The organism is Neisseria sp. P0021.S005 (genome assembly GCF_051956955.1).
The window spans coordinates 1-2,507 of sequence record NZ_JBQCWY010000454.1; the positions used below are offsets into that span (position 1 = coordinate 1).

The following is a 2,507-nucleotide window of genomic DNA, read 5'->3' on the forward strand; positions in this document are numbered from 1 at the left end:
GCATCCGTCCAATGAGTGTCATGAGTGGCACGATTACTGAAAAACAATACGAAACTGTGTGCGGACATAAGCTTTAATCCACACTTATTCACAAAGTTATCCACAGTTTAAATATTTAAAAGGCCGTCTGAATGCTTTGAATATCAAGTTTCAGACGGCCTTTTTATGTTTTGATGGAAATTTATCTTCAAATTTATCCACAAAATTTGTTTATTCAAAAATAATTTATTACAGCGATTCATCTACGCTCAAAATTTGCTTCATTCTTTGTAAGAGCATTTCACAAAATACTGCTTTCTACTCTATTTACTGACTTACTATCTGCTCAATCGATCTGTATTTACAGACTGCTATGCATCAAACTGGATCTGCGCTAAATCCTTTTCACAAAGGTATTCCAATCTTTTGGAAAAAATTTGCTTCTCCAAATAAATACCTTTCCTTTGATGATACAGCCCTTCTTTAACGCAGCCTTGCTCCTGTTTCTCCGTCAATAATCTGGCTAGGCGTTTTCTGCTTACCTATCAATCCGCCTACAACCCAGACTTTCCTGCCAAACTGTCTTCTGACTTCCCTTTCCGTTTTGCATGCCCGTTTTCCTGCACGATTGCATGAAGTAGAGACTAAAGGCATTTCCAAAACCTGACACAAACGCCTTGCACCTACATGCGCAGGAACTCTGACAGCCAATTTACTGCGTCCTTTTCCACGCAATGATGGCAATACTTTTTTGCCGACCGGCAATAAAAAAGTTTTCGGAGCAGGCCATGCTTCATGCAGCATAGTTTGGATATTTTCAGACGGCCTTTGCAGCAAAGGTTGCAACTGTTCCAAGCTATGGCCAATGACAATCATGCCTTTGTGTTGCGGTCGTTTTTTCAGATGAATCAGTTGATTGAGTGCTTTAGGCAAAGTAGGGACACAGCCCAAGCCATAGCAAGACTCGGTAGGATAGGCGACCAAACCGCCTTTTTTAAGATGCGCCTGCAGCCTGCATTGGGCTGCAGCCGATAAAATTCTGGGAAACATCATCATCATACCAAGGCCGTCTGAAACTGAGATTGTCGGACAATCTGTGTTCAGACGGCCTATTTCTATTCATTATTAACGGTTGATGGCTTTATCGGCAATGTCTTTACGGTATTGCATACCGTCAAAACGGATTGTTTCCAATGCCTCATAAGCCTTGCTTTTAGCTTGGGCAACATCATCGCCCAAACCGACTACACACAATACACGGCCGCCGTTGGTTACAACTTCTCCTTTTTCATTCGTTGCAGTACCGGCATGGAAAACTTTACCGATTTGATTGGCCTTATCCAAGCCGAAGATCACATCGCCTTTTTTCGGGGAGTCAGGATAATTTTGTGCGGCCAACACCACGCCTACTGCAGTTTGCGGATTCCATTTGGCAGCAACACTATCCAGTTTGCCGTCGATTGCCGCTTCAACCAAGTCCACCAAATCGCTATCCAAACGGCTCATAATCGGCTGGGTTTCAGGGTCGCCGAAACGGCAGTTGAATTCAATGGTATAAGGCGCACCGGTTTTATCAATCATCAAGCCCGCGTATAAAAAGCCGGTAAACTCATGACCTTCTGCTTTCATACCTGCCACGGTCGGCAAAATAATTTCATTCATCGCGCGCTCGTACACATCAGGCGTTACCACCGGAGCAGGGCTGTATGCGCCCATACCGCCGGTATTAGGGCCTTTGTCGTCATCCAACAGGCGTTTATGGTCTTGACTGGTTGCCATCGGCAAAACATGATTGCCGTCCACCATAACGATAAAGCTTGCTTCCTCGCCTTGCAGGAAATCTTCAATCACGACACGCGCGCCTGCATTGCCCATTTTGTTGCCCAACAACATATCGTCAATAGCGGCATGGGCTTCATCCAAAGTCATGGCGACAATCACGCCTTTACCGGCAGCCAAACCATCCGCCTTAATAACAATTGGCGCACCTTTTTGATTGACGTAATCATGTGCCGCATCGGCATTTTCAAAGGTTTGGTATTGCGCGGTTGGAATGTTATATTTTGCCATAAACGCTTTAGCAAAATCCTTTGAGCTCTCCAGCTGGGCCGCGTATTGAGTCGGGCCAAAAATCTTCAATCCGGCAGCACGGAAGTCATTCACCACACCCGCAGCCAAAGGCGCTTCAGGGCCGACTACGGTAAAGGCAATATTTTCATTACGGCAAAAATCAATCAAATCTTGATGTGCCGTCAACGCCACATTCTGCAGTTTAGGCTCAATTGCCGTTCCGGCATTACCAGGTGCAACAAAGACAATTTCTACTTTAGCCGACTGCGCCAATTTCCAAGCCAGTGCGTGTTCACGTCCACCATTACCAATAACGAGCAATTTCATACCATCTCCTTGAAGAATAGATGTTGTAAATAAAATTCAATCGATGGAATATTGTTCCATCTTGCATAGCTGTTTCAAATTAAGAATAATATTGCACCAAGACAACCATACTCTAATTTCAAACAACGAAA

At 44.4% G+C, this 2,507-nt stretch carries 2 protein-coding genes; both read right to left on the reverse strand.

Annotation, left to right across the window (positions count from 1 at the left end; translation table 11 throughout):
* Positions 1-462 precede the first annotated feature (462 nt).
* Positions 463-1,032: an L-threonylcarbamoyladenylate synthase gene (locus ACTHUE_RS15490; RefSeq protein ID WP_070461562.1), complete on the reverse strand. Its 570-nt coding sequence runs from the start codon at positions 1,030-1,032 to the stop codon at positions 463-465.
* Positions 1,033-1,104: 72 nt separating this feature from the next.
* Positions 1,105-2,376: a phosphoribosylamine--glycine ligase gene (gene purD, locus ACTHUE_RS15495; protein WP_070461523.1), complete on the reverse strand. Its 1,272-nt coding sequence runs from the start codon at positions 2,374-2,376 to the stop codon at positions 1,105-1,107.
* Positions 2,377-2,507: the final 131 nt, after the last annotated feature.